This is a genomic window from Ideonella alba (genome assembly GCF_018069875.1).
GTDB lineage: Bacteria > Pseudomonadota > Gammaproteobacteria > Burkholderiales > Burkholderiaceae_C > Ideonella > Ideonella alba.
This window is the reverse complement of sequence record NZ_JAGQDF010000007.1, coordinates 20393-44366: the sequence shown is the minus strand read 5'-3', so window position 1 is coordinate 44366 and position 23974 is coordinate 20393. Positions and strand designations below refer to the sequence as shown.

Here is a 23974-nt window from a genome sequence, read left to right as displayed (position 1 = left end):
TTCAGCGCCCCGCCGCGCGCCGCAGCTCGGCCAGCAGCACGCGGTACAGCGCCGGCGGATCCACCGGCTTGGCGATGTAGGCATTCATGCCGGCCTGCAGGCAGGCCTCGCGGTCGCCCGACAGGGCGCTGGCCGTCATCGCGATGATCGGTGTGCGTGCCAGGCCGGGCTGGGCGCGCAGCTGGCGCGCCAGCACGATGCCGTCCATGCGCGGCATCTGCACGTCGGTGACGATGGCGGCAAAGGCCTGCGTGCGGGCCAGCGCCAGCGCTTCGGCACCGTCGCCGGCCAGGCTGACCTGCAGGCCGGCGGCCTGCAGCAGCTCGCGCGCGATCAGCTGGTTGACCGGGTCGTCCTCGACCAGCAGCACCGGCGCGCCGGCGTGCTCCGTGCGCAGCGGGGCCAGAGCGTCGTTGCCCGCGGCAGGCTCGCCGGCCGTCTGCTCAGGCGCCAGCGCCAGCCAGGCCGTGAACCAGAAGCAGCTGCCTTCGCCAGCGCGGCTGTGCACGCCGGCCTCGCCGCCCATCAGCGTGGCCAGGTGGCGGGTGATGGCCAGGCCCAGGCCAGTGCCGCCGTAGCGCCGCGTGGCCGACACGTCCGACTGCTCGAAGGGGCGGAACAGCCGCGCCTGCTCGTCCGTGCTGAGGCCGATGCCGGTGTCGCTGACCTCGAAGCGCAGCAGCACCCGGCCGTCCTGCCGGTCCTGCTGGCTCACGCGCAGGTCGATGTGGCCCTGGCTGGTGAACTTGACGGCATTGCCCAGGTAGTTGATCAGGGCCTGGCTCAGGCGCACCGGGTCGCCGCGCAGCGTGGCGGGCAGACCCTCGGCCTGCACCTGCAGTGGCAGGCCCTTGGCCTGGGCCTGTGGCAGCACCATGTCGCAGGCCTGGCGCAGCAGCTCGGGCAGCGAGAAGGGATCGTCGGCCAGCGTCAGCCGGCCGGCCTCGATGCGTGAGATGTCCAGCACGTTGTCGATCAGCGCCATCAGGTGCCGCGTGGCCACCTGGATCTGCGCCAGGCGCTCGCGCTGGGGTTCGCCCGCCGACGCCATCTGCGACAGCGAGTGGCTCAGCCCGACGATGGCATTGATCGGCGTGCGGATCTCGTGGCTCATGTTGGCCAGGAAGGCGCTCTTGGCGCGGCTGGCCTGCTCGGCGGCCAGACGGGCCTCCTCGGCCTCGGCGGTGCGGGTGCGCACCAGCTGCTCCAGGTGGTCGCGGTGCTGGGCCAGTTCGTCGGCCACGCGCAGGTGCTCGGTGATGTCGTCGAAGGTCACCACCGCGCCGCGCGAGCCATCGCGCTGGGGTGAGGGGCTCACGCTCAGGCGCACCGCGAAGCCGCTGCCGTCCTGGCGCCAGAACCAGTCCTGCACCTGGCGCGGCTGGCCATCGGCCAGGGTCAGGCTGATCGGGCACTCGCTGGCCGGGTAGGGGCGGCCGTCGGCATGGTGGTGGTGGAAGACCTCGTGCTGGGGCCGCCCCAGCACCTGCGGCGCCTGCAACTGCAGCATGGCCAGTGCCGAGGGGTTGATGAAGGTGCACAGGCCCCGCTGGTCCACGCCGTAGAGGCCCTGGCCGATCGAGTCGAGGATGCTGCGCTGGCGCAGGCCGGCGTCTTCCAGGGCGCGCAGCGCGTCGGCGGCCTGGCGGTGCTCGCGCCGCAGCTGGCGGTTGGTCTGGGCGATCTGCAGCAGCAGGGCGGCCAGCAACGCCGCCAAGCCCAGGCTGCCCGACAGGATCAGCAGGCCGTGCTGCTGCAGCAGGTCCTGCAGGCGGATCGGGGCCTGCCGGTCGAAGGGAGGCACGCGCAGCGTGCGCATCATCTCGGCCACCGGGGTGTAGTCGCCGGGAATGGTGAAGCCGACGATCTGCAGCTGGCGGGCCACCACACCGTCGTGCGGCAAGCCCAGGATGGCTGCCGCCAGCTGGCGCGCCAGGGCCTCGGGGCACCAGGGCATCACGGCCAGCGGCCACTGCGGGTAGAGCTCGGTGGAGCGCACGTAGGGGTAGTCGCCCTGGGTCTGCGGGTGCAGCACCTTCAGGCGGCTCGGGGGCACCCGGCCCTCGGCCTGCAGCGCCTCCAGCACGCCGGTGCGCACGAAGGCCACGTCGGCGCGGCCCTGCAGCAGCGCCTGCACCGCGGCGTCCTGCTCACCGCCCAGGGCCATCACCTGGGCGTCGGCCGGCAGGCTGATGCCCTCGCGCGCCAGCACCCGCGCCTGGGCCAGGTAGGCGCCCAGGGATTCGGTGCTGCTGGTGGCGATGCGCTGTCCGCGCAGATCGGCCAGCGTGCGCAGGTCCTGGCGCGTGGCATCGGCCAGGATCACGCCGCCGAACTCGGCCAGCGCGTGCGTGCCGTCGCGCTCGACCAGCGTGGCCAGCGGCGCGCGCAGGCCGGCGTCGTGGGTCAGGCGGATGTAGTGGGCCGGCTGGGTGAGCACGATGTCCACCTCGTGCTGGTCCACGGCCGCGTTCAGCTCGGCGTAGCTCAGCGCCCTGAGCCGCACGGGCCGGCCGCCCTGCAGGCTGGCGTTGAGGTGGTCGACCAGCGGCTGCCAGCGGGCCAGGGTCTCGGGCTTGGGGCGAAAGGCCAGCACGCCCAGGGTCAGCGTGGGCGACGCGGACGGGTTGGTGGCGGGTTCAGCGCTGGCCTGCGGTGCGGGCTCTGTGGGGGCGGCCAGCGCTGGCGCGGCCAGCAGCGCCAGCAGCCACAGCAGCGCGGCAGCCAGCACGCGCCGGGCCTGCCCCATGCGGGCGGCCAGGTGAACAGGCGCCAGCGCAAGGGGGATGTCCGCCACGCCGGCGATGGTAGCGCCCGGTCCGGCGGCCGCTGGCGGCTGCAACCGGTTGCGGCGCGCCGCCGTGTCCCCTGGATAAGGGGGGCGGTGCGCTCAGCAGGTGATCGGTGTCAAGCGGTCCAGGCCGGCCAGGTCGCGGCAGAAGAAATCGTCGGCCAGGTAGGCACGTTCGTACTGGCGCACGTCGTAGTGCACCCAGGTGGGCGCGATGTCGGGGGGCTCCAGCGACTTGCGGTTGCGCGCCGCCCAGCCCACCTGGGCGTTGGACAGCTCGACGATGCGGCCGCGCACCGCGTTGCACTTGTCGGCATCGTCGCGCTTGCTCTCGCCGGGCTTGAGCGCGATGTCCAGGTCCACCGCCTTGCCGCGGTGGTTGGTGGTGGTGCGGCCGTGCTGCTGGTTGTCCACGCTGCAGCGGTAGCCCGAGCTGAAGCTGAAGCGGTGCTCCGGCAGGTAGTGGTAGACCGCGCGCACCGCCCACAGCAGCAGGCGGTGGATGCCGGGGTACTCGTAGTGGTTGAACTGCTCCTGGCCTTCGCCGCCGGGCACATAGGTGTCCCGGAAGCGCCCGTTGCCGAAGCCGCTGCAATGGCCGCAGGGGCAGCGCAGCGTCTTGAAGTCGATGGGGTACTTCTGCGCGAAGGCATCGATCGCCTCGAAGGTGGCGCGGTCGACCACCCGGGTGGGGCTGGCCATGCCCATCACGTCCTGCTGGAACTTCTGCACCTGCAGCTCGGTGCCCGAGCCGAAGTCGCCATCGGGGATCGTGCCTCGAAAGCCCGCCAGGCGGATCTGCAGCTCCACCACGTCGGGGCCCTTCATGTCCTTGCGCAGCACGCGGCTGCCGTAGGCATCGGCCATCGTCACCTCCCAGGGGTGTGGAAGCGGCCCGCGCAGGCGTCGGTCGGCTGGAACGACCGGGTCCGGGGCATGCCGGGAAGTGTGCACCGGCCAGACCGGCCTGGTGGGCGCTGCGCCCATGCAGGCTAGGGGTGCGTGCCGCCCGCCGGGCCCCGGCGCTAATCCAGGCTAATCACCGGGCGGGCGGACGCCGCCCTACACTCGTTCGCCGGTATTCAGCCGCGCAGCATCCACAGCCCGGGAGACCCCGATGAAGAAGAGCAGCAGCTTCCAGCTTTCCGCGTCCTGGTGGCGCGCCGAGGGCCCCGAGTGCCTGGGCAGCGGCAAGGACCTGGAAAAGGCCCTGGCGGCCTACGAGGCCGCGCAGAAGCAGCTGGACAAGTCGCCCGACGCCAAGGCGCTGGACGCCGTCGAGCGGCAGCTCGACGAGATTGATGCGCTGGCGCGCAAACTGGTGGGCGAGGCCGAGAAGCTGCTGAAGTCGCCGCCCAAGGACCCCAAGAAGGCCAAGTTCGACGCCGACGAGGTGCAGTTCACCATCGACGCGCTGAAGAAGGCCGGCAAGCTGACGGACGCCGCGCGGCAGTCCGCCCAGAAGCTGGCCGAGGCCGAAGCCGACGAGGACGAGTCCGACGACGAGGAGGACAAGTCGGTCCTGGGCGACGAGAAGGCCTACCGCGCCTACCTGACCCGCCTGCTGAAGATGGCCGCCAAGGACACGATGTTCTACGCCATCGCCCTGGCCAAGAAGCCCGGCGAGAGCCGCATGCTGCTGCACCGCACCCGCAGCGGCAAGAGCCTGGCCGCCACGCTGCGCAAGCAGACCGATCTGAAGAAGATCGCCTTCGGCGAATGCGTGGCCGATGCCGACGACCCGACCACGCTGCAGATGCTGATCGAGGGCACGCCGGTCTCCGGTCTGGGCCGCAGCACCGAGCGCCTGTTCCACGCCTTCAAGCCGCAGCCCTTCAAGAAGGTGGTGCTGTTCGCCGGTGGCGAGGTGATCGAGGACGCCATCGACCCCGACGACCTGCCGGACGAGTACCAGGCGATCAAGGCTGAGCTGTACCCGGCGCTGAGCGCCGCGGTGCGCCAGCCGGTGCACTTCAAGGACGAGATCGTCGAGAAGATGGGCCTGGCCGACAAGGCCGCCAACGCCAAGGACTTTGCCGAGGGCATCCGCCTGTACGAAGAACTGCGCGAGTTGCTCGAGAACCCGCCACCCGCGCCGACCCAGCCCACCCAGACCTCGGCCAGGACGCCGCTGCAGAGCAACGAGGACAAGCTGCTGGCCTTCAATGAGCGTCTGAAGGCGCTGATGCCGCAGCTCAAGTCGGTGGCCGGCACGCCGGCCGGCGATGCGGCCCGCCTGAAGCTCAGCGAGGGCGGCGTCTTTGCCCGCAAGCAGGACTTCGACACCGCCAACGCGTTGCTCGACGAGGCTGAGCAACTGCTGAAGTCCGCCCCGGTGGGCGACACCCCGCAGGACGCACCCAAGGTGGACGCCTCGGCCGCGTTCAACGAACGCCTGAAGGCGCTGCTGCCCAGGATCAAGGACGCTGCCGGACAGCCCGGTGGCGAGGATGCCCGGCTGAAGGCCAGCGAGGCCGGCGTGTTCGCCCGCAAGCAGGACTTTGACCAGGCCCATGCGCTGCTCGACGAGGTCGAACAGCTGCTGGCCGCGCCGGTGGAACCGCCGGCGCCCGAGACCCGTCAGCGCACCGATGCCGGCGTTGAGATCACCGAGCGACTCAAGGGCTTGATGCCGCGCCTGAAGGAGCTGGCCGGCACGCCGCAGGGCGACGAGCTGCGCCTGATGCTCTCCGAGGCCGGCGTGTTCGCCCGCAAGAAGGAGTTCGACCAGGCAGGGGCCCTGCTGGACCGGGCCGAGCAGCTGCTGGCGGGTGAATCCACCGCGACCCCGGAGGAATCGAAGACCACGGCCCCCACCGGCGAGGTCGATCCCGACGAACTGCGCCAACGCTGGGATGCGGCGCGCAAGGACCTGTCGGTGGCCGTCGAGCGATCGATCGGCCAACTCGAGGCGCTGGCCCGGGTACTGCTGGCCACCGAAGACCAGAACCTGCAGTGGGTGGCTGAAGAAGGCATCAGCCAGGTGGCGGGCCTGCTGCGCGCAGGCCTGAGCGATGTCGAGCGGGCCACCAGCAAGAGCCCGGCCACGCTGGCCGAGCGGGCGGGCCCGGCGGTGGCAGGCTTTCGTCGCCAGCTGAACGATGCACGCGTCAAGGCCTGTGACGACAACGAGTTCGGCGTCACGGTGGCGGTCGCCAGCACAGTCGGCGGCGCGCTGACGGCGCTGGAGTCCGTGCTCGACAGCCTGGCCACCGCCTGACCCGCGCCGGCCCATCTACCCCTATTCAGTCCGAGGAACCACCATGGCTGACGACGGCACCAATCTCCCGACCCTGGCCGAGCTCAAGGGCGAGGCCCTGATGACAGCCTTCGGGCTGACCCCTCCCGACCGACTGGACCGAGACCAGCGGCGCTGGGTCGATCTTCACACGCTGCTGGACCGGGTCGATGTCGCCCTGGAAGAGGCGGGCGTGAAGGCCACCGAGGGCAAGGATGACAAGCTCACCAAGCGGCTGGAAAAGTACCGCCAGGCGCACACCAAGCTGACGGAAGAGTTCGTCAAGGTCGAGGTGGGCGATCGGCCCGGCAGGGTCGACGAGCTCGCCAAGAAGGCCCGCACCTTGTACGACCAGGTGAATGCTGAAGCCTACGAAGGCGCCCGCATCACCGGTATCCAGAAGGCCCTTGGCAAGTTCATGGAACACCAGGGGGTGGAATCGATCAAGCTGGGCAAGACCTACACGGAGAAGATCCAGAAGATTGCCAAGATCGAGGACCCGGTCGAACGCATCGACCAGTACTACGAACTTGAGAAGAGGATCATCGCCTCCGACCTGGCCGCCCGAGAGCAGGACGAGCCGGGCTCCACCTGGCAGCTGCGGGTGGACCAGTCGCTCAGCGACGCCAATCCGAAGAACAAGAAGGCCCACAAGATCAAGGTGGACAGCGGCGACCTGACGGATGCCGAGATCGGCTTCCTCAATGCCGGCAACAAGAAGATCGAGGAGGCCATGTTCTCGGTGCCGGCGCGCTTCCAGGACGAGTTCCGGCGGCGTGCCGGTGACGCGCTGCGGAACTTGATCGACTCCTTGTTCCATGGCGATCACCCGCCCACCAACCGCCAGCAGCTGGGCCAGCTGATGGTCGAGGCCAACACGCGCCTGCTGCAACTGCTGGTGGGCCTGAAGCGCGAGTACCCGCCTGAGGCGCCACCCAGCGCGCGCGTGCGCAACGGCAAGCTGGTGCTCACCAAGGCGGCCCCCAAGGTGCAGAGCCTGGTCATGCAGGGCGGTGGCGGCAAGGGGGTGGGCTACCCCCCGATGCTGGAAGAGATGAACAAGGCCGGCACGCTGAAGAAGGTCGACCTGCTGGTGGGCACGTCCATTGGCGCGCTGAACGCCACCTGCCTGGCCTGCGGCGGCCTGAATGACGAGCGCCAGTTGCTGGATCTGGACCCGCTTGAGCAGGCCCTGGATCCACGCCACAAGAAGAAGGAGCGCTATCCGGGCGTCAGCTTCAAGGGTGATGTGTGGCCATCGTGTGCCGGGCAGATGGCCAAGATGGACGAGCTGACGGCGATGTCGATCGCCGATGGCGTCAAGGACTACTCCGAGGGGCAACTGGGCGCGGCGCTGCTCGACAAGCTGGCCGAGCTGGACGATGACACCCTCCAGCGCCTGGGCCTGTCCAATCCGGACCCGGCGGAGATCGAGGCCGAGGTGGCCAAGCTGGCCAAGAAGGTCAAGAACCAGGACCTCAACGCCAGCGACCGCACCAGCCAGATGATCACCTTCAAGGACCTGGCCATCCTGCACCAGCTGGACCCGGTCAACTTCAAGGAGCTCACGATCACCGGCTGGGAAGGCACGGGCGCCCAGGGGCACACGGTCTACTTCAACGCCAAGGACTTTCCCGACATGCCGGTGGCCCTGGCCGCGCGCATATCCATGGGTCTGCCGATCATCTCGCCGCTGTACTGGAAGGGGCGCGGGCCGTTCTACGACGGTGGGCTGGGCTCCAACGCGCCGGTTGAAGCCACCCCCGGTCTGGACAAGTTCTACGAGGGCAAGGACCCGGCCGATGCCGAGCTGGAGCTGCACAGTGACGACATCCCGATTGACGTGCAGAAGGCGATGGCGCAGACCATGCTGATGACCTTCGACGACGAAGGCAAGGGCAGCCGCAACCTGTACGGCGACGGTCGCGAGACCACGAACCCGAGCACGGGGGAGAAGGTCACCGTGATGGGCAAGGGGGGCGTGTTTGACGATGCCAACCCCGAGTACGACGAGACCCTGCGCAAGGACGCCAGCAAGGTCTACAACGGCGGCGTCAACACGCTGCAGGTCTACCACGCCGACCAGGGCACGCTGTCGCTGGGGCCGCTTGGCGGCAACCCCGACGAGGTGGAGTACGCCGAGAACATGTCGCGCATGAGGGGCCTGGAACAGCTCGACCAGCGCTCGGACCAGGCGGTGGAGATGAACTGCGGCGGCGTGCTGGACGCGCTTGAGGCGATGACCCCGGCCGAGATTCGCCGCATGCTGGCCGAGGGGCCGCCTGACCCCAACGCCGACCCGCTGCTGCTGGCGCTGCACGAGGGGTGCGAAAGCTACGTCCTGGTGACCGAGGCGCTGGGCCAGTTTGTTGACGACGCCGGGCCGGCCCTGGAACTCCTGCGCGAGTCGCCGCTGTGTGTGGATTGTGTTGGTGCGGTGGACCTGCTGATCGAGGTCTGGGCCAGCTATGACGATATCGACACGCCGGAACTGCAGCCGCGTATCGAACTGATCAGCCAGGCCAGCGGGGCGATCGCCCGACTGCCCAGCTGCCTGCGGGCCATCGTCACCAAGACCGTGCTGCTGCCGCTGCAGAAGGACCTGCGCCAGGCCCGTGCCGACCTGCGCGAGGCGACGCAGGGCGATGAGGACGACCAGGACAACCCGGGCGGTGAAGGCCAGGGCGGCGACGACGTCGCCCCCCAGGGCTTCGTCTGGTCGAGGATGTTTGTGGCCAAGGAGTTCATCGACAGCATCCGGCAGGGCGCACGGCAGGGCTTGTTCAACGTGGAGGCGGCCGCGAACAAGGCGCGTGACGCCCTGAAGGACGCCTGCAAGGCGATCGAGAAGGCCGAGGCCGAGTCCCGGCCCGACAAGCGGGTCGAGGCCGCGCGCAAGGCCATGGACAAGCTCGAGGAACTGCTGCGCCGCCTGCAGACCATGGCCGAGGTGCCCAGCTATGCCCAGGTCCCGACCATGGTCGAGATGATCCGCTGGTTCCGCCAACAGGCGCAGTCAGAACACGACAACCTGCAGAAGGTGGTGCAGGGCGAGGGCAGCGACGGCTTCGGGGCACGCGACTTCCTGCCCTGGGACGGCAAGGACTGGAAGCGGCAGAAGAAGGCGGCGATCCGTGCCGGCGCGCTGGAGGACACCGGCGCGTCGGGCCTGTCCGGGGCCATGGAGGACGCGCTCAAGGCGGTCAAGGCCATCGCCAAGGCCAAGCCCAAGCGGGCCGCGCAGGCGCGCAACCAGGCCTGGGTGGGTTGGGACCGCGTCTACCGCATTGCCCACCAGCTCCACGCCCGCACCCGTGACGCCAACCTGCAGAACTACCTGCAGCAGTGCCAGGACGCGGCCGTCATCGAACGCGACAAGTACGCCGAGGGCGGCTGACGCGGGTTCGGGGGCAGGCCGGCGGCGCTGTACGCCGTTCCATGAGCACGCGGCGGTGCAGTGGCCGCGACGGTGCCGCTGGCTTCGGGTCCTGCGTGGACGGCGTGCAGGACGTGACCTGTGCAACATCGCGCCCGGGCCCTGGGCCCGCCAGGGCGGGCTGAGTCCGGCGGTGGGTGCCCTCGGGCGGGTAGACTGCGCGGTTTTTCCTCGCCGACACCGTCGCCCCCGGGCATGGCCCACGCCGCATCCCTTGCTCACCCCGCCGCTGCGCCCGACGCACCGTCCGGCGCCGCGCTCACGTCCCTGCTGGAGCAGCTGGACCTGATCCGGGCACCGGCGCGCGCGCCGTCGGTGATCGAGGGCCTGGGCCGTTGGCTGGGCTGGGCCGAGGCGGGCCCGCTGTTCGAGGCGCTGAACACCCCGGTGCCGGTGGCCGCGGCCTTGCCCGGCGACGCGCTGACCCTGGCCGAACAGGACCTGGCCCAGGTCCGGCAGTGGCTGTCACGCGCCGTGGCCGCCGAACCCCTGACCCGCCGCGGTGCACCGCTGCCCGACGTGGCCGAGTGCCGCCAGCGCTACGCGGCGCTGCAGCACCAGATGGCGCAGGCGCTGTCGGCGCTGCGCCAGCGGCTGCGCGCGCACCTCGCGGCCGCCGGGGGCGATGCGGCGCGCCTGGCCGCGGTCGACGCCTTGCTGGCCCGTGTGGTGGAAGCGCGCGAATCGCTGATCCTGGCGGCCCTGCCGGCGCTGCTGGAGCGCCGCGCCGAGCAGCGCTGCCCCAGCGGTGCCGACCCGGACCTGCCGGGCCTGCACGCCGACATGCGCGAGCTGCTGCAGGCCGAGCTGGCGCTGCGCCTGCAACCGCTGCTGGGCCTGCTCGAAGCCCTGCGCGCCCGCGCGCCCGAACCGCAGCCCGCCCGCGCCCCTGAACCGCAGCGCGCCCGCGCGCCCGACACCGAATCCCCGACCCGATGACCCGTCTGCTCTACCCCGCGGCCCTGCTGGCCGGCCTGCTGGCGATCGCCTGGATCGCCGTGGGTTACCTGTCCACCAGCCTGCCGGCGCTGCTGATGATGGCCCTGATCGCGGCTTTCTACGCGCTGGGCGCGCTGGAGCTGCGCCGACTGCGTGCCGACAGCGCCGCCTTGCGCGCGTCGCTGACCGAGGCGCCGCCGGCGTCGCCCGGCGACTGGCTGGCCGCGCTGCCCGCGGCCTGGCGGCCGGCGCTGCAGGCGCGGCTGGACGGCCAGCGCCTGCTGCTGCCCGGCGCCGCGCTGACGCCCTATCTGGTGGGCCTGCTGGTGCTGCTGGGCATGCTGGGCACCTTTCTGGGCATGGTGGCCACGCTGGCCGGTACCGGCCAGGCGCTGGAACGCGCGGGCGATCTGGCGCTGCTGCGCGACGCGCTGGCGGCGCCGGTCAAGGGGCTGGGCCTGGCCTTTGGCACCTCGGTGGCGGGTGTCGCGGCATCGGCCGCGCTGGGCCTGATGTCGGCGCTGGCGCGGCTGGAGCAGTCCAGCGCGCTGGCGCTGCTCGATGAGCGCCTGGCCGGCCCCTGGCGCGCGCTGAGTGCGGCCCAGCGCGCTGACGAGGCCCGTGCCGAACAGCGCCGCCAGGCCGAACTGCTGCCCGCGCTGGTGCAGGGCGTGCAGGCGCTGCTGGCCAGTCAGCAGGCCGAGCAGCGCGCCTTCCACGACGCCACCTCGGCCTCCTACCGCGCCCTGGCCGAGCAGGTGGCCGGTTCGCTGGACCGCACGGTGCGTGACAGCGTGGCCGGCAGCCTGCAGCAGGCGGCGCTGGGCATCCAGCCGGTGGTCGAGGCCACGATGGCCGGCCTGACCCGCGAGGCCCAGGCCATGCACGGCCGTGTGGCCGACACGCTGGCGCAGCAGCTGCAGGCCCTGGGCCGTGACCTGGCAGCCAGCAGCGACGCCGCGGTGCAGGCCTGGCAGGCCGCGCAGGCGCGCCAGCAGGCCGACGGCGAGGCCCAGGCCGCGCGCCTGCAGGGTCTGATGGACACGCTGGCGCAGGGCTTCGAGCAGCGCAGCGCCAGCCTGCTGGCGCAGATCAGTGAACGCCATGGCGCACTGCAGACCGCGCTGGCCGGTGCGGCGCAGCAGGTGGCGCGCGACGGCGCAGCGCTGCATGAACGCAGCGCTGCCACGCTGGCCGAGCAGCTGGGCGCGGTGTCGGCGCAGCTGGAGGCGGCGGTGGCCGGGGTGTCGGACCGCTGGCAGGCCGCGCTGGACGCCCAGACCGCCGCGGCCGCGCAGCTCAACGAGCAGCAGCGGGCCCAGGCCGTGCTGGCCGCCCAGCAGTTCGAGCGCCAGGCCGACGCCTTGCTGCAGGCGCTGCAACAGGCCCAGTCCGGCCTGCAGGCCGAACTGGCCGCGCGCGACGAGGCCCGCCTGGGCGCCTGGACCCAGGCCCTGAATGCCCAGGCTGCCGCGTTGCAGCTGGAATGGCGCGAGGCCGGCGCGCAGGCGCTGGCCCAGCAGCAGCAGATCTGCGCCACGCTGGAGGGCACGGCCGGCCGCATGGCCGCCCAGGCCGAGGCCCATGCCCAGGGCACGATCGACGAGATCGCCCGCCTGGTGCAGGCGGCCTCCGAGGCGCCCCGCGCCGCCGCCGAGCTGGTGGCCCAGCTGCGCGACAAGCTCAGCGACAGCCTGGCCCGCGACACCGCGATGCTGGCCGAGCGCGAGCGCCTGCTGGCCACGCTGCAGACCCTGCTGGGCGCGGTGGAGCATGCCGCGGGTGGCCAGCGCCAGGTGCTGGACACGCTGCTGGCCAGCACCGCCGACTGGCAGGCCCGCACCGAGGCGCGCATCGGCCAGCAGATCGACGCCGAATCGGCACGGCTGCAGGACCTGTCGGCGCGCGTGGGCGCCGGCGCCGCCGAGCTGGGCAGCCTGGGCGAGGCCTTTGGCGCCGCGGTGCAGGGCTTCCAGCTCAGCACCCAGCAACTGGCGGCGCAGATGCAACGCATCGAGGAGGCGCTGGAGCGGTCGATGGCGCGCAGCGACGAGCAACTGGGCTACTACGTCGCCCAGGCGCGCGAGGTGATCGACCTCAGCCTGCTGGCGCACAAGCGCATCGTCGATGACCTGCAGCGCCTGGCCGCGGGCCGCGCGGAGGCCTGATGCACGAGGCTGACATTGCGCAGGAAGGCACCGCGCCGGTCTGGGCCGTCTTTGGCGACCTGATGGCCGGCCTGCTGGGCGCCTTTGTGCTGATCCTGGTGCTGGTGCTGGGCATGCAGCTCGACCTGTCGGCGCGCCTGCAGGCCGAGGTGGAACGCCGCCAGCAGGAAGAGCAGCGCCGCAGCGCGCTGGAGAAGGCGCTGGCGATTCCGCTGGCCGAGGGCCGGGTGACGCTGAACAACGGCCGCATCGGCATCGCCGGCAGCGTGCTGTTCGACCTGGGCTCGGACAAGCTGCACCCCGATGGCCGCGCGCTGGTCCGGAGCCTGGGCGCGCCGCTGGCCGCCTACCTGGGCGCGCGCGACGAGATCCTGATGGTCAGCGGCTTCACCGACGACCGTGGCGTGCGCGGCGGCAGCACCGCCTTCGCGGACAACTGGGAGCTGTCGGCGCAGCGCTCGCTGACGGTGACACGCGCCCTGATTGAGGCCGGCGTGCCGCGCTCGGCGGTGTTTGCCGCGGCCTTCGGCGCCGAGCAGCCGGTGGCCTCGAACGCCGATGCCCAGGGCCGGGCGCAGAACCGCCGCGTCGAGATCACGCCGGTGCCGCGCTCGCGCGCCGCAGCGGCCAGCGCCCCATGAGCGAGGGCGCGCTTGATCCGGTGCGCCAGCGCCTGATCGACGGCCTGCTGCGCCGCGCCGAGCGGCTGGATCCGGCGGCCCGCGCGCTGGTCGAGGCGCGCATCGCGGCGCTGCGCGCGGCGCCGCCGCTGCCGGCCCTGCCACCGCGCTCGCCCACGCTGCGCAGCCCAGGTCCACTGGCGGCGCTGCGGGCCCGGCTGGATGGCGACGAGGCCGCTTCGGCCGTGGCGCCTGGCGCGGCCAGCGCGCCGGCCGAGCTGAAGACCGTTCGCCGCTACCGCCGCACCTGGACGCGGCTGGGCGCCGAACAGCGCCTTGTCCAGGCCCTGGCCGAGGTGCCGCCGCAGGCCGGCCCGCTGAACACGCCGCGCCTGCTGCACCAGGCGCTGTGCCTGATGCGCGACACCGCGCCCGAGTACCTGCAGCACCTGGCCACCCAGCTGGAGGCCCTGCTGTGGCTGGAGCAGGCCGGCGGCCTGGGCAGCACGCCGCGCCCGCGCGGCAGCGGCGCGTTGCGGCGCTGAACCGACACCCTTGAGCGCACCCCGCGGGTGCAGTCGGCATGGCACGGCGCATGCATCCGGCCGCAGGACCACCCACCCCACGGAGGTCCCCATGCTCGACAAGGTCCAGGACACGCTGTTCTCGCACGTCAAGCCCGCTGACACGGTGTTCCGAGGCGACGGCCTGCGCGATTTCTTCCTCTACCGCGACCTCGGCGTGGCCGAGGCCACCCGCGGCAAGGTCATCGCCCAACTGGTGATCGCGCACAACGCACCGGAGAAGGGAACCGGCTGGCACCGCCACGAGGCGGACTTCCACATCGTCATCATGCTGCGCGGCTGGGCCAAGTTCATGTACGAGGACCAGGAGACCCTGGTCAGCGCCGGCGACTGCGTTCACCAGCGCCCCGGCGTGCGCCACTACCTGTTCGACTACTCGCCGGACATGGAGTACCTGGAGATCGTCGGCCCGGCCGATTTCAAGACCATCGATGTCGAGCCGGTGTGCTCGGTGCCCGCGGCGCAGGGCTGGGGGCTGGAGCCCTGAGCAGACACGCTCAGAACTCGACCTCCAGCTCGTCGATCGCCTCGGGTTCCTTGCGGGCCTCGGCGATCCAGCGCTGCAGGTCGGGCAGGGCCAGGATCGTGGCGCAGTAGGCCTGGCACTCTGCCTGCGGCTGCGTGACGTCGTAGGTCTGGAAGCGGGTCACCACCGGCGCGTACATCGCATCGGCCATGGTGGGCTGGGCGCCGAACAGGTAGGGGCCTCCGTACTGCTGCAGGCATTCCTGCCAGATCTGCAGCACGCGGTCGATGTCGGTCTGCGCGCGGCTCCAGACCTTGTAGCCGGGAAAGCGCGCCTTCAGGTTCATCGGCAGCGCCGAGCGCAGCGACGCGAAGCCCGAATGCATCTCGCCACAGATCGCGCGGCAGTGGGCGCGCGCCGCGCGGTCGGCGGGCAGCAGACCGGCCTTGGGCTTGATCTCGTGCAGGTACTCGGCGATGGCCAGCGTGTCCCACACGGTCACCCCCTGGTGGCGCAGGCAGGGCACCAGGATGGACGGTGCCAGCAGCAGCATCTCGGCCTTGGCCGCGGCGTCGTCGGCGCTGACCATCACCTCCTTGAACTCCAGGCCGGCCAGCCGGCACAGCAGCCAGCCGCGCAGCGACCAGGACGAGTAGTTCTTGCTGCTGAGCGTGAGGGTGGTGGGGGGCGTGGCCATGGCGTCTCCTGCGGGCGTGCACCGGGGTGCCGCAAGCCGCGTGCCAAGACCGTGCACGCCCAATGGCCCGCAACTTGCGGAGGTGGTGCACCCGGCTCACCCACACCCCCCATGCTCTACGCCACCTACCAGGCCCTCTGCGATGGCCTCGGCCCCTGGCAGGACGCTGCCCACTGGGGCGCTGCCGCGCTGCGGCCCTGGGCACGCGGGCCGCTGGCGGTGCCCGGCTGGCGCGAGGCGTCGGCGGCGCTGGACCTGTTCTCGCGCCTGCGCATGACGCACCTGCGGCCGCCCTTCGGCATCGAATCGGTGCAAACGCCCTCCGGCACGGTGCAGGTGCGCGAGCAGGTGGTGCAGCGCACGCCCTTCGCCTCGCTGCTGCGCTTCGAGCGGGCCGATGTGGCCGACGGCAGCCAGGACCTGCCCAAGGTGCTGATCGTGGCGCCGCTGTCCGGCCACTTCGCGACGCTGCTGACCGACACCGCGCGCACCATGCTGGCCGACCACGATGTCTACATCACCGACTGGCACAACGCGCGCCACGTGCCGCTGTCGGCCGGCCGCTTCGGGCTGGCCGAGTATGTCGAGCACGTGATCGGCTTCATCGAGGCGCTGGGCCCCCACACCCACCTGCTGGCGGTCTGCCAGCCCTGCGTGCCCACGCTGGCCGCGGTGGCGCTGATGGCGCAGCGCGGCCACATCGCCCAGCCCCGCAGCATGACGCTGATGGCCGGCCCGATCGACACCCGCATCAACCCCACCGCGGTCAACGAGCTGGCCACCAGCCAGCCGATCGAGTGGTTCGAGAAGCATCTGATCTCGCTGGTGCCCTGGCGCTACCCCGGCGCCTTTCGCCGGGTCTACCCCGGTTTCCTGCAGCTGACGGCCTTCATGTCGATGAACCCCGAGCGCCACCGCGAGGCGCTCAAGGGCCTGTACGACAAGCAGGTGCGCGGTGACGACGAGGGCGCCGCCCGCACGGCGGAGTTCTACGCCGAGTACTTCGCGGTCAATGACCTGCCGGCGGAGTTCTACCTCGAGACCGTGGCCCAGGTCTTCCAGCAGCACCTGCTGGCGCGCGGCGAGCTGGTGCTGGACGGCACGCCGGTGGACACCGGCGCGATCCGCCGCACCGCGCTGTTCACCGTGGAAGGCGAGCGCGACGACATCTGCGCGATCGGCCAGACCGTGGCCGCCCACGACCTGTGCCCGCGCATCCCGCCCTACATGAAGTCACACCATGTGCAGACGGGGGTGGGCCATTACGGCGTGTTCAGCGGCAAGCGCTGGCAGCACCAGATCTACCCGCGGGTGCGGGAGATGATCCACAGCTTTCACTGAGCTGCCGGCTCCAGCACCATCACGCCGCTGGCGGTGTTGCTGATGGGGATGTGGTAGTTGCGGTGCACCTCGCGGGCGCCGTTGCCCAGGGCGGCGCGGGTGGCCAGCCACATCAGCAGCTCGATGCCCTGGGTGCCGGCCTTCTCCACCAGTTCGGCCGAGTTCCACTGCGTGGCCCACTGCGGGTTCGTGGTCAGGCTGTCCATGAAGGCCAGATCGAAGGCCTTGTTGATGAAGCCGGCGCGCTCGCCCTCGAGCTGGTGGCTCAGGCCGCCGGTGCCCAGGAACATCACGCGGGCGTCGCTCTTCCAGGCGCGCACGGCCTGGCCGATCTGCTCGCCCAGCTTCCAGCAGCGCCTGGCCGAAGGCACCGGGAACTGCACGGTGTTGATGCACACCGGCACCACCTTCACCGGCCAGTTCTGCTCGGGCCACAGCAGCGCCATCGGCAGCGTGAAGGCGTGGTCGACCAGCATCTCCTGGCAGGTGGTGAGGTCGAACTCCTGTTCCACCAGGTGCTCGATCAGGTGCCAGGACAGGTCCTGCTCACCGGTGAAGGCCGGGATCGTGGGAATGCCCCAGCCCTCGTCGGCATTGGTGTAGGTGGGCGCGGCACCCACCGAGAAGGTGGGCATCTTGTCGAGAAAGAAGTTCAGGCCGTGGTCGTTGTAGAGCACGACCACCACGTCCGGGCGGGCGTCCTTGAGCCATTCGCGCACATTGATGAAGCCGTCGAAGAAGGGCTTCCAGTAGGGTTCGTTCTGCAGGCCCTTGGCGATGGCCTTGCCGATGGCCGGAACGTGCGAGGTGGTGACGGCGCCGACGATGTGTGCCATGTGAATTCTCCGGGTGGGGTTACTCGGCCGCGTAGGCGTTGAGCTTGGCCTGGAACTCGGCCTTGGTCAGGCCGGTCTGCTGGGCCCCGATGTCCTGCATGTCCAGCCCGAAGATGCCGGCGAACTTGGCCAGGTAGTAGGCGTTGCCACCGGCCTCCAGCAGCTGCAGCACGTTCTTCGCGCGGATCGCGGCGGCCTGCTGCTCGTTGAGGCCGTAGCGGCGCATGTAGCCCTCCTCGTCGGCCAGGAAGGCCTGGCGGTTGGCGGCCTCGTTGAACGAGAAGCACATCTTGTTCAGTGCATAGCCCTTGACGGCCATGGTCTTGTCGAACAGCTGGGTGCCGGGGATGTTGATGCCGCACATGGCGTGTCTCCTGCGGGGTGGGCGATGGGCGGGATTCTGGGCAAGACCACAATTTCGATAAAGCGATGCATACTCATTGAATTCATGAGCCATTTCGATCATTTGGACCTCGACGGCCACGCCCTCACGCTGCTGCTGGCGGTGGTGGAGGAGGGTTCGGTCACCCGCGCCGCGCAGCGCCTGGGCGTGACCCAGTCGGCGGTCAGCCACGGACTGGACAAGCTGCGCGCCATCGTCGGCGACCCGCTGTTCGTCAAGTCGGGTCGCGGCATCGTGGCCACTGCGCACGCCGCCGAGCTGGCACGGCGCGCGCGCGGGCTGCTCGATGAACTTCGCGCGTTCAGCCATGCCGCGGGCTTCGATCCGGCGCGGCTGGACGCCGAGTTCACGATCGCCGCCAACGACCTGCAGCGCGACCTGCTGCTGCCCGGCCTGCTGCGCACGCTGCGCGCCCAGGCGCCGGGGGTACGCCTGCATGTGATCGCCTCGGGCGCACCCAGCGCCGAGCTGCTGCGCGACCAGGCCTGCCACCTGGTGATCACGCCACGCCCGCCCGAGGCCACCGACATCCTGCAAAAGCGCCTGTTCCAGGACCGCTACGCCGTCTTCTTCGACCCGGCGCTGCGCAGTGCGCCGGTCAGCCGCGCCGAGTACCTGGCCGCCGACCATGTGACGGTGCTCTACGAGCCGCGGCGTTGGCTGGACATCGACGAGTGGCTGCTGGCCCAGGGCGTGCAGCGGCGCTTCGTGGCCACGGTGCCGGGCCTGGCGGCGCTGGGCGCGATGCTGCGCGGCAGCCCCTGGCTGGCCACCGCGCCCTCGCTGATGGCACGCACCGCACTGGCGGGCCTGGGCGTCATGCCCGTGCCGCTGAAGACGCCGGCGATGCCGATGTACCTGGTCTGGCACCAGCGCCACCAGAGCGACCCGGTGCAACGCTGGCTGCGTGAACAGCTGCAGGCGCAGGTGGGGCCTGCGCTGGTCGGTTGATTGCCGTGGAAATCGAAGTGGTATAAGATTTCCATTGAAAGGACGTCGCCATGCCTGCCCTCGGACCCACCGCCACGTCGGCCGCCGAAGCCACCGCGCCCTACGCCTTGTCACCCCGTGCACTGAACGGAGACGATGCCCAGGCCGTGCTGGGCAAGGCCGCCACGCGTGCCGCCGAGCGCCTGGGCCAGTCGCGCAGCTGGCTGGCGCAGGTGCTGGGCGTCAGCCCGGCCACCATCACACGCCTGTACGCCGGCAGCTACCAGCTGCAGCCACAGCGCAAGGAGTGGGAGTTCGCGCTGCTGTTCGTGCGCGCCTTCCGCTCGCTCGATTCCATCGTCGGCGACGAGGCCTCGGCGCGCCGCTGGCTGGCCAGCCCCAACCTGGCGCTGGGCGGCGTGCCCGCCGTGCTGATGACCACCACCGAGGGCCTGGTGCGTGTTGTCCACTACCTGGACGCCAGCCGCGCTGTGGTCTGAGCGGTTCCGCTGGCGCGAACGCGCCTGGCGCATGGTCGAGGCCCAGCACATCGCCTCGACGATGAAGCTGGTCGACGACGCCGCCGAGCAGGACCTGCTGGAACAACTGCTCGACGGCCACAAGCCCGCGATGCCGCCGGCCGCTGCCCCGCTGCACTACCTGCTGGCGGCGCCGTTTCGCTACCCGCCGCTGCCTGGCGGCTCACGCTTTCGGGCCGGCACCGATCCGGGCGTGTTCTACGCCGCCCAGGACGTGGCCACCGCTGCCGCCGAGCTGGGCTGGTGGCGTTGGCGCTTTTTGCAGGATGCGCCGGACCTGCAGCGGCTGGAGCCGGTGGCCCACACCGCCTTCGCGGTGGACCTGGACACGCTGGCGGTGGACCTGCGCCAGCCGCCCTTGGACCGGGATGCGGCGGCCTGGACCGCGCGCGACGACTACAGCGCCACCCAGGCGTTGGGTCGCGTGGCGCGCGAGGCGGGTCTGGGCGCGCTGGTCTACACCTCGGTGCGCGCGCCGCAGCCGGCCTGGTGCGTGGCGGTGCTGCAGCCCGCCGCCTTTGCCCAGCCGCGGCCCGATCCGGCCACCCAGACCTGGTGGCTGGCGGTGCAGCCCGACGGCGTGCTGTGGCGGCGCGAGGCGCAGGCCCTCCGCCTGGCCATGCCCTGATCAGGGCCGCGGCGGCCGCCAGCGCCCCAGCCGCAGCGCATTGCCCACCACGCAGACGCTGGACAGCGCCATCGCTGCGCCAGCCACCATCGGGCTGAGCTGGCCGGCCGCGGCCAGCGGCAGGCCGATGATGTTGTAGGCAAAGGCCCAGAACAGGTTCTGGCGGATCGTGCGGCCGGTGGCGCGGGCCAGCGCCAGCGCCTCGACCACGCTCCACGGATCGCCGCGCAGCAGCGTCAGGCCGGCGGTGTGCATCGCCACGTCGGTGCCGCCGTCGGCGTGGGTCATCGCCATGCCGACATCGGCGGCGGCCAGTGCGGGCGCGTCATTGATGCCGTCGCCCACCATGGCCACCGCAGCGCCAGTCGGCAGGCCCTGGCGCAGCTGCTCGATGAGCGCGGCCTTGGCCTCGGGGCGCACCTCGGCGTGGAACTCGGACAGGCCCACCTCGCGTGCCAGTCGGCCAGCGGCGCCCGGGTTGTCACCACTGATCAGCACGCTGCGCACGCCCTCGCGCGCCAGCGCAGCCACGGTGGCGCCGGCCTGCGGCCGGGCATCGTCGCCAAAGGCCAGTGCGCCCAGCAGGCGCGGTGCGGGGGTGGTCTCGGCCAGCCAGGACACGGTGCGACCCTCGGCCTGCCAGGCGGCGGCGCGTTCGGCCAGCGCCGCGGTGTCCACGCCGAGCTCGGCCATCCAGCGGCCATGGCCCAGGGCCAGCGTGCAGCCATCGACCTGGCCAGTCACGCCCTGGCCGGGCACCGCGCGCAGGCCGCTGGCGGCCGGTGCGTCGGCGCCGGCGGCATCCAGCACCGCGCGGGCCAGCGGGTGTTCGCTGCCCTGCTGCAGCGCGGCGGCCCGCCGCAGCACGTCGCGGCTGTCGCCGCCACGGACCGCCTCGCAGCCGGCCAGCCGCGGCCGGCCCTCGGTCAGCGTGCCGGTCTTGTCGAAGGCCACCACCTGCACCTCGCGCAGGCGCTCCAGCGCGCTGGCATCGCGCACCAGGATGCCGCGCCGCGCCGCCAGGCCGCTGGCCACCATCAGGGTGGCCGGCGTGGCCAGGCCCAGCGCGCAGGGGCAGGCGATCACCAGCACCGACACCGCATGGATCAGCGCGGTGGGCGTGTCGGCGCCGGCCCACCACCAGCCCAGCAGCGTCAGCAGCGCGATCACCAGCACCACTGGCACGAAGACCGCGGCCACCCGGTCCACCTGCTGCTGGATCGGCGCCTTCTTCGCCTGCGCCGACGCCACCAGGCGCACGATGCGCTCGATCTGGCTCTCCGCGCCCAGCGACGTGGCGCGCAGCACCAGCAGGCCCTCGGCATTCACCGCACCGCCGGTGACCGCATCGCCCGGGCCGCGCGCCACCGGCAGGCTCTCGCCGGTGATCAGCGATTCGTCGACATGGCTCTGGCCGTCGACCACCACGCCGTCCACCGCGATGCGCTGGCCCGGCTTGACCTGCACCAGGTCGCCCGCCTGCAGCTGCGCCACCGGCAGCTCCACCCAGGCACCATCGCGCTGCACCGTGGCGCTGGACGGACGCAGCGCCTGCAGCGCCTTGAGCGCGTCCAGCGTGTGGCGCTTGGCGCGGCTCTCCAGCCACTTGCCCAGTCGCACCAGGGTGATCACCATGGCGGCGCTCTCGAAATACAGGTGCGGCATGCCGCTGTCGTCACGCGCCCACAGCACCAGCGACAGGCCATAGGCCGCGGCCGTGCCCAGCGCCACCAGCACGTCCATGTTGGCGCTGCCGGCGCGCAATGCCTTCCAGCCGGCCACGAAGAAGCGCGCACCGAAGACGAACTGCACCGGCGTGGCCAGCAGACACTGCCACAGCGGCGACAGCATCCAGTGGCGGCCGGCCAGGTCGCCCAGCATCGGCAGCACCAGCGGCAGGCTCAGCAGCGCTGACAGCAGCACCTGGGTGCCCTCGCTGCGCCAGGCGGGCACCGCTTCGGCCTGCGGGGCGTCGGCCGCGCGCGCGCCGTAGCCAGCCGCCTGCACCGCGGCCACCAGGCGCTCGGTCATCAACGGGTCGGCCACGTGGCGGACCAGGGCCTCGTTGGTGGCCAGGTTGACGCTGGCCTCCAGCACGCCGGGCTGCTTCTTCAGCGCCCGCTCCACACGGCCGGAACAGCTGGCGCAGGTCATGCCCTCGATCGCCAGCGCGGTGCTGGCCAGCGGCACCTGGTAGCCCGCACGCTGCACCGCGGCCACGGTCTCGGGCAACAGGGCGGCCGGCGCCTCCACCAGCGCCAGCTCGGCCGCCAGGTTCACGCTGGCGCTGCTGACGCCCGCCACTTTCTGCAGGGCACGCTCGACACGGCCGGCGCAGGACGCGCAGGTCATGCCCTCGACAGGCAGGGTGATCATGTCGACACTCTACCCCGTACTGGATTGATCGATCTCAATTCCCGGCCGCCCCCCCTGTCGACGCATCGGCATACTGGGAAGCCTGATTGGAGCCTGCCCCATGAGCCTCACCCTGACCCTTCCCGACATGACCTGCGGCCACTGCGCCCGCACCGTGACCAGCACGGTTCAGAAGCTCGACGCCACCGCCCAGGTGCAGATCGACCTGCCCAGCCACACCGTGGTGATCGAGACCACCCAGCCAGCCGACGCGGTCAAGCAGGCGCTGGCCGAGGAAGGCTACCCGGCCGCCTGAGCCCCGGCCACCGTGCCCCGGCGACCAGCCCGGGAAACCCCGTCGCCGAAACTGGCACGGCCTGTGCCTACACTGTGGTCATCCATCCAAGGAGGACCCATGCCCAAGCGCACCCTGCTGTCGCTCGTCCTGGCCGCGGCCCTGGCCGGCGCGGCCGCCCAGGCCCAGACCCTGCGTTACGCCAGCTCCGGCGACCTGCTGACGCTGGACCCGCACTCGCAGAACGAGAGCCTGACCAACATGATGAACGGCCAGGTCTACGAGCGCCTGGTGATGCGCGACAAGCAGCTGGGCATCGCGCCCCAGCTGGCGCAGTCCTGGCAGCAGCTCTCGCCCACCAAGTGGCGCTTCAAGCTGCGCCCGGGCGTCAAGTTCCATGACGGCGCCGCCTTCACCGCCGACGACGTGGTGTTCTCGGTCGAGCGCGCGCGCCAGCCCAGCTCGCAGATCGCCAACTACGCCGCTGCGCTGGGCGAGGTGAAGAAGATCGACGACCTGACGGTCGAGTTCACGCAGAAGGCGCCCAACCCGATCTTCCTGCAGCACCTGGACACCGTGTTCATCATGAACAAGGCCTGGTGCGAGAAGTACAAGGTGGTGCGCCCGCAGAGCTTCAAGGACAAGGAAGAGACCTACGCCGCCACCAATGCCAACGGCACCGGGCCGTTCCAGGCGGTGGCGCGCACGCCGGGCGTGAAGACCAGCTACAAGCGCTTCCCGGGCTGGTGGGGCAAGTTCGACGGCAACCTGCAGGAGGCGGTCTACCACCAGATCGCCAACGACGCCACGCGCACCGCGGCGCTGATCTCGGGCGAGATCGACTTCGTGCTCGACCCGCCGCCGCGCGATGTGGCCCGCCTGCGCGGCACCAGCGGCGTCAAGGTGATCGATGGCCCCGAGAACCGCATCATCTACATCGGCCTTGACCAGGCCCGTGACAGCCTGCTCTACGGCAAGTCGCCCGATGGCAAGAACCCGTTCAAGGACGTGCGCGTGCGACGCGCGATGTACCAGGCCATCGACATCGAAACCATCAAGTCCAAGCTGATGAACAACCAGTCGGCGCCCACCGGCGTGGTGGTGCCCTCGCCGCTGGCCAGCTTCAACGACCCCGAGATCGAGAAGCGCCTGCCCTACGACCAGGCCAAGGCCCGGGCGCTGATGGCCGAAGCCGGCTACGGCAGCGGCTTCGAGGTCACGCTGGACTGCCCCAACAACCGCTACATCAACGACGAGGAGATCTGCGTCGCGCTGGCGGCAATGTGGGACAAGATCGGCATCAAGGTGCGCGTCAACGCGATGCCCAAGGTCACCTACTTCCCCAAGACCGAGAAGCTCGACACCAGCCTCTACCTGTTCGGCTGGGGCGGCGCGATCACCGACGCCGAGACCACCTTCACGCCGCTCTACCGCACCCGCGGCGCCAACGGCGTGGGCGAGTACAACCGCGGCAACTTCAGCAACGACAAGCTCGACACGCTGGCCGCGGCCTCATCGATCGAGGGCGACCCGGCCAAGCGCAAGGAGCTGATCAAGCAGGTCTTCATGGAGATGAAGGAGCAGGTGCACTACATCCCGCTGCACCGCCAGTTCATCCCCTGGGCGGCGCGCCAGAACGTCGACGTGGTGCACCGCGCCGACAACTGGCTGGAGCTGGCCTGGACCAGCGTGAAGTGAGACTCCGCAC

Annotated in this window: 19 protein-coding genes; 13 read left to right on the top strand and 6 right to left on the bottom strand. The window is 71.1% G+C overall.

Features of this window, described 5'->3' with window-relative positions; translation table 11 throughout:
- Position 1: 1 nt before the first annotated feature.
- Together KAK07_RS13290 and KAK07_RS13285 are read right to left on the bottom strand one after the other, a co-directional pair.
- Positions 2 to 2797 (bottom strand): PhnD/SsuA/transferrin family substrate-binding protein, encoded by a 2796-nt coding sequence (locus tag KAK07_RS13290; protein ID WP_210861294.1) that lies wholly within the window; start codon positions 2795 to 2797, stop codon positions 2 to 4.
- Between the two features lie 93 nt (positions 2798 to 2890).
- On the bottom strand, positions 2891 to 3658 hold the full coding sequence (locus tag KAK07_RS13285; RefSeq protein WP_210861292.1) for a peptidoglycan-binding domain-containing protein: 768 nt from the start codon (positions 3656 to 3658) through the stop codon (positions 2891 to 2893).
- Between the two features lie 250 nt (positions 3659 to 3908).
- On the opposite strand from KAK07_RS13285, the gene KAK07_RS13280 reads away from it, so the two are divergent.
- The 7 genes from KAK07_RS13280 (at position 3909) to KAK07_RS13250 (ending at position 14263) form a co-directional block, all read left to right on the top strand.
- The gene (locus KAK07_RS13280; RefSeq protein WP_210861291.1) at positions 3909 to 6011 is read left to right on the top strand and encodes a hypothetical protein; all 2103 of its coding nucleotides are present in this window, start codon (positions 3909 to 3911) and stop codon (positions 6009 to 6011) included.
- 43 nt (positions 6012 to 6054) lie between these two features.
- Positions 6055 to 9426, top strand: coding sequence for a patatin-like phospholipase family protein (locus tag KAK07_RS13275; protein WP_210861289.1), 3372 nt, complete (start codon positions 6055 to 6057; stop codon positions 9424 to 9426).
- A 234-nt stretch (positions 9427 to 9660) separates the two neighbouring features.
- The gene (locus tag KAK07_RS13270) at positions 9661 to 10404 is read left to right on the top strand and encodes a DUF3348 family protein (protein WP_210861287.1); all 744 of its coding nucleotides are present in this window, start codon (positions 9661 to 9663) and stop codon (positions 10402 to 10404) included.
- On the top strand, positions 10401 to 12572 hold the full coding sequence (locus tag KAK07_RS13265) for a DUF802 domain-containing protein (RefSeq protein ID WP_210861285.1): 2172 nt from the start codon (positions 10401 to 10403) through the stop codon (positions 12570 to 12572). The genes KAK07_RS13270 and KAK07_RS13265 overlap by 4 nt, the downstream gene beginning before the upstream one ends.
- A complete protein-coding gene (locus tag KAK07_RS13260; RefSeq protein ID WP_210854140.1) occupies positions 12572 to 13213 on the top strand; it encodes an OmpA family protein in 642 nt (213 codons plus the stop codon). Before KAK07_RS13265 ends, KAK07_RS13260 begins: the two co-directional genes overlap by 1 nt.
- Positions 13210 to 13737 (top strand): DUF2894 domain-containing protein, encoded by a 528-nt coding sequence (locus KAK07_RS13255; protein ID WP_210861277.1) that lies wholly within the window; start codon positions 13210 to 13212, stop codon positions 13735 to 13737. The genes KAK07_RS13260 and KAK07_RS13255 overlap by 4 nt, the downstream gene beginning before the upstream one ends.
- Before the next feature lie 91 nt (positions 13738 to 13828).
- Positions 13829 to 14263, top strand: coding sequence for a cupin domain-containing protein (locus KAK07_RS13250; protein ID WP_210861275.1), 435 nt, complete (start codon positions 13829 to 13831; stop codon positions 14261 to 14263).
- A gap of 10 nt (positions 14264 to 14273) precedes the next feature.
- Here the strand turns inward: KAK07_RS13250 and KAK07_RS13245 are convergent, their stop codons facing one another.
- The gene (locus KAK07_RS13245; protein WP_210861273.1) at positions 14274 to 14939 is read right to left on the bottom strand and encodes a glutathione S-transferase family protein; all 666 of its coding nucleotides are present in this window, start codon (positions 14937 to 14939) and stop codon (positions 14274 to 14276) included.
- Between the two features lie 111 nt (positions 14940 to 15050).
- On the opposite strand from KAK07_RS13245, the gene KAK07_RS13240 reads away from it, so the two are divergent.
- A complete protein-coding gene (locus KAK07_RS13240) occupies positions 15051 to 16280 on the top strand; it encodes a polyhydroxyalkanoate depolymerase (RefSeq protein WP_210861271.1) in 1230 nt (409 codons plus the stop codon).
- Here KAK07_RS13240 and KAK07_RS13235 read toward each other — a convergent pair.
- Together KAK07_RS13235 and KAK07_RS13230 are read right to left on the bottom strand one after the other, a co-directional pair.
- A complete protein-coding gene (locus KAK07_RS13235; protein WP_210854135.1) occupies positions 16274 to 17116 on the bottom strand; it encodes a class III extradiol dioxygenase family protein in 843 nt (280 codons plus the stop codon). The genes KAK07_RS13240 and KAK07_RS13235 overlap by 7 nt on opposite strands.
- A gap of 19 nt (positions 17117 to 17135) precedes the next feature.
- Complete coding sequence (locus KAK07_RS13230; RefSeq protein WP_210804429.1) at positions 17136 to 17480, bottom strand: protocatechuate 4,5-dioxygenase subunit alpha; 345 nt, start codon at positions 17478 to 17480, stop codon at positions 17136 to 17138.
- Positions 17481 to 17564: 84 nt separating this feature from the next.
- Here KAK07_RS13230 and KAK07_RS13225 point away from each other — a divergent pair, with 84 nt between their 5' ends.
- From KAK07_RS13225 to KAK07_RS13215, 3 genes are read left to right on the top strand one after another with little or no spacing between them, the layout of a single operon-like run.
- Positions 17565 to 18470, top strand: coding sequence for a LysR family transcriptional regulator (locus KAK07_RS13225; protein ID WP_210861269.1), 906 nt, complete (start codon positions 17565 to 17567; stop codon positions 18468 to 18470).
- Between the two features lie 50 nt (positions 18471 to 18520).
- Positions 18521 to 18949, top strand: coding sequence for an MbcA/ParS/Xre antitoxin family protein (locus KAK07_RS13220; protein WP_210854133.1), 429 nt, complete (start codon positions 18521 to 18523; stop codon positions 18947 to 18949).
- Positions 18909 to 19616: an RES family NAD+ phosphorylase gene (locus tag KAK07_RS13215; protein WP_210861267.1), complete on the top strand. Its 708-nt coding sequence runs from the start codon at positions 18909 to 18911 to the stop codon at positions 19614 to 19616. Before KAK07_RS13220 ends, KAK07_RS13215 begins: the two co-directional genes overlap by 41 nt.
- Here the strand turns inward: KAK07_RS13215 and KAK07_RS13210 are convergent, their stop codons facing one another.
- Positions 19617 to 21992, bottom strand: a complete 2376-nt coding sequence (locus tag KAK07_RS13210; protein ID WP_210861265.1) for a heavy metal translocating P-type ATPase — start codon at positions 21990 to 21992, stop codon at positions 19617 to 19619. It lies immediately after the preceding gene.
- A gap of 100 nt (positions 21993 to 22092) precedes the next feature.
- On the opposite strand from KAK07_RS13210, the gene KAK07_RS13205 reads away from it, so the two are divergent.
- Positions 22093 to 22287, top strand: a complete 195-nt coding sequence (locus KAK07_RS13205) for a heavy-metal-associated domain-containing protein (protein ID WP_210804424.1) — start codon at positions 22093 to 22095, stop codon at positions 22285 to 22287.
- Positions 22288 to 22386: 99 nt separating this feature from the next.
- On the top strand, positions 22387 to 23964 hold the full coding sequence (locus KAK07_RS13200; protein ID WP_210861262.1) for an ABC transporter substrate-binding protein: 1578 nt from the start codon (positions 22387 to 22389) through the stop codon (positions 23962 to 23964).
- The last annotated feature ends 10 nt before the right edge of the window (positions 23965 to 23974 follow it).

What these genes read in the sequence shown, in the direction of transcription:
- KAK07_RS13250 (WP_210861275.1), top strand. Translation starts at nt 13,829, where the DNA reads ATGCTCGACAAGGTCCAGGACACGCTGTTCTCGCACGTCAAGCCCGCT.
- KAK07_RS13265 (WP_210861285.1), top strand. Translation starts at nt 10,401, where the DNA reads ATGACCCGTCTGCTCTACCCCGCGGCCCTGCTGGCCGGCCTGCTGGCG.
- KAK07_RS13225 (WP_210861269.1), top strand. Translation starts at nt 17,565, where the DNA reads ATGAGCCATTTCGATCATTTGGACCTCGACGGCCACGCCCTCACGCTG.
- KAK07_RS13200 (WP_210861262.1), top strand. Translation starts at nt 22,387, where the DNA reads ATGCCCAAGCGCACCCTGCTGTCGCTCGTCCTGGCCGCGGCCCTGGCC.
- KAK07_RS13255 (WP_210861277.1), top strand. Translation starts at nt 13,210, where the DNA reads ATGAGCGAGGGCGCGCTTGATCCGGTGCGCCAGCGCCTGATCGACGGC.
- KAK07_RS13210 (WP_210861265.1), bottom strand. Translation starts at nt 21,992, where the DNA reads ATGATCACCCTGCCTGTCGAGGGCATGACCTGCGCGTCCTGCGCCGGC.
- KAK07_RS13260 (WP_210854140.1), top strand. Translation starts at nt 12,572, where the DNA reads ATGCACGAGGCTGACATTGCGCAGGAAGGCACCGCGCCGGTCTGGGCC.
- KAK07_RS13220 (WP_210854133.1), top strand. Translation starts at nt 18,521, where the DNA reads ATGCCTGCCCTCGGACCCACCGCCACGTCGGCCGCCGAAGCCACCGCG.
- KAK07_RS13280 (WP_210861291.1), top strand. Translation starts at nt 3,909, where the DNA reads ATGAAGAAGAGCAGCAGCTTCCAGCTTTCCGCGTCCTGGTGGCGCGCC.
- KAK07_RS13235 (WP_210854135.1), bottom strand. Translation starts at nt 17,116, where the DNA reads ATGGCACACATCGTCGGCGCCGTCACCACCTCGCACGTTCCGGCCATC.
- KAK07_RS13240 (WP_210861271.1), top strand. Translation starts at nt 15,051, where the DNA reads ATGCTCTACGCCACCTACCAGGCCCTCTGCGATGGCCTCGGCCCCTGG.
- KAK07_RS13270 (WP_210861287.1), top strand. Translation starts at nt 9,661, where the DNA reads ATGGCCCACGCCGCATCCCTTGCTCACCCCGCCGCTGCGCCCGACGCA.
- KAK07_RS13205 (WP_210804424.1), top strand. Translation starts at nt 22,093, where the DNA reads ATGAGCCTCACCCTGACCCTTCCCGACATGACCTGCGGCCACTGCGCC.
- KAK07_RS13245 (WP_210861273.1), bottom strand. Translation starts at nt 14,939, where the DNA reads ATGGCCACGCCCCCCACCACCCTCACGCTCAGCAGCAAGAACTACTCG.
- KAK07_RS13285 (WP_210861292.1), bottom strand. Translation starts at nt 3,658, where the DNA reads ATGGCCGATGCCTACGGCAGCCGCGTGCTGCGCAAGGACATGAAGGGC.
- KAK07_RS13275 (WP_210861289.1), top strand. Translation starts at nt 6,055, where the DNA reads ATGGCTGACGACGGCACCAATCTCCCGACCCTGGCCGAGCTCAAGGGC.
- KAK07_RS13230 (WP_210804429.1), bottom strand. Translation starts at nt 17,480, where the DNA reads ATGTGCGGCATCAACATCCCCGGCACCCAGCTGTTCGACAAGACCATG.